1 protein-coding gene and 1 pseudogene are annotated in these 1417 nt (G+C 39.7%); one reads left to right on the top strand and one right to left on the bottom strand.

The window, feature by feature from the left end; all coding sequences use genetic code 11:
• Positions 1 to 49: 49 nt before the first annotated feature.
• Positions 50 to 640, bottom strand: a complete 591-nt coding sequence (locus tag QUA20_RS31765; RefSeq protein WP_333194319.1) for a hypothetical protein — start codon at positions 638 to 640, stop codon at positions 50 to 52.
• A gap of 576 nt (positions 641 to 1216) precedes the next feature.
• Here QUA20_RS31765 and QUA20_RS31760 point away from each other — a divergent pair.
• Positions 1217 to 1345 (top strand): annotated as a pseudogene (locus QUA20_RS31760) (IS630 family transposase); the annotation flags it as partial.
• Positions 1346 to 1417: the final 72 nt, after the last annotated feature.

The following is a 1417-nucleotide window of genomic DNA, read 5'->3' as shown; positions in this document are numbered from 1 at the left end:
TAAATCACCCTAACCTTCCTTCAGTCTTGTCTTATGGTACTTTAGCTGCTTAAAAACTGTCCGGAGTATTGAAATATATAACATTGAAAGATGATTCGCGGGGTGCTGTTTTTGACTTGGCAATTGCTTCAGTCACAGCCGATTCGCTGATGTAAAACTCACCTGACATGGCATCAATTAACTTCTGTGTTGTTCGCGATTCCAGGTCAATCACTAAGTCCAAGTCTTGCGTAGATCTGTTTTCTCCCAACAGCGAACTTGCCACCGAACATCCCACCAAATAGGGAATATTCAGCGGTAGCAACATCCTGGCTATTTTTTGTGCTAATTCGATCGGATCTGCAATCACGAGTTCACCCCAATCTTTACTGTATGATAAAACTTTTATCCACTCAGCACCCAAGCACCTTTTAATAAATTCTTGCCGAACTTTTGCCTCAGTAGCATTGGGATACTGGTTCTTTATTCCAGATATTGCCAGCCTTCGCACCGCTTGATTGAAAGCGCAAGTCCGTTGTATTTTTTGTTGGGGGCTTAAGTGTCGCAATAGCTGAAACATCAGCACGTCAGCTTCAATGCTGGTATCGATAGATTGTGGCTTGTATCCTGACTTGACTGTGACTGTTGGCATTGGCGGCATGATGCGATCGAGTGAAACTGCATAGATTTCAAAATTATATTACAGAATCCAAGTTTTTCAGACCGCTTTATAAAAATGATATTTTTCCTTAATTATAATGAAATTATAACAATGAAAAGACTTGCTATAATGATGTCCAAAGCAAAGGCGATAGTTACCAGATCTACTAACCATAGAACAAGGTTTAGGCGTTGAATGTTTAATTATCCAAAGACAAATTATGACTAAGAGTTTTTTACACAACTGTTCTGGAGAAAGATGAAGATATGGACTTAAATCAAACGTCTGGCAATCACCGATGGCGAGGGCGACTCATAAAAGCTGGAGGGGGTATTATACTAATCTTCGGCACAGGTTTAAGCGTTTTTACCGGGAAAGCTGGGGGGTGACAACCTGCCTCAAACCCAGAGATCGTCAAGATTTAACCCACTTGCGCTAAAAAAAGATAGGCAGCCGAATTCTTACAAGCTAGCCTATCTCAAAAATTAATGTTACCAACATTCTATAGCGATCGCAAATGGTTTGTAAACCATCAATTATGTATAATGAGGTAGGTGAATCTAAGTAGGAGTCGAAATGTCACCCAATAAATCGTCAGAAAAATTCGGAGAGCATGAAGTCCAAGCTTTATTAGAACTAGAAAGTTTTATTGCCAGTAATCCCGACCAAAAAGAACTAAAAAGAGCCGTAGCTGTCCGCATGCTATAGCAATCCTAAATGATTTTCTCTATCTAGCTCAATCCTAAATGATTTTTTCTGTGTAAGTATATTGACGTA

Origin of the sequence: Microcoleus sp. Pol7_A1 (assembly GCF_036701085.1) — a bacterium.
GTDB classification, from domain to species: Bacteria; Cyanobacteriota; Cyanobacteriia; order Cyanobacteriales; family Microcoleaceae; genus Microcoleus; species Microcoleus asticus.
This window is presented reverse-complemented; position numbering and strand designations above follow the sequence as displayed.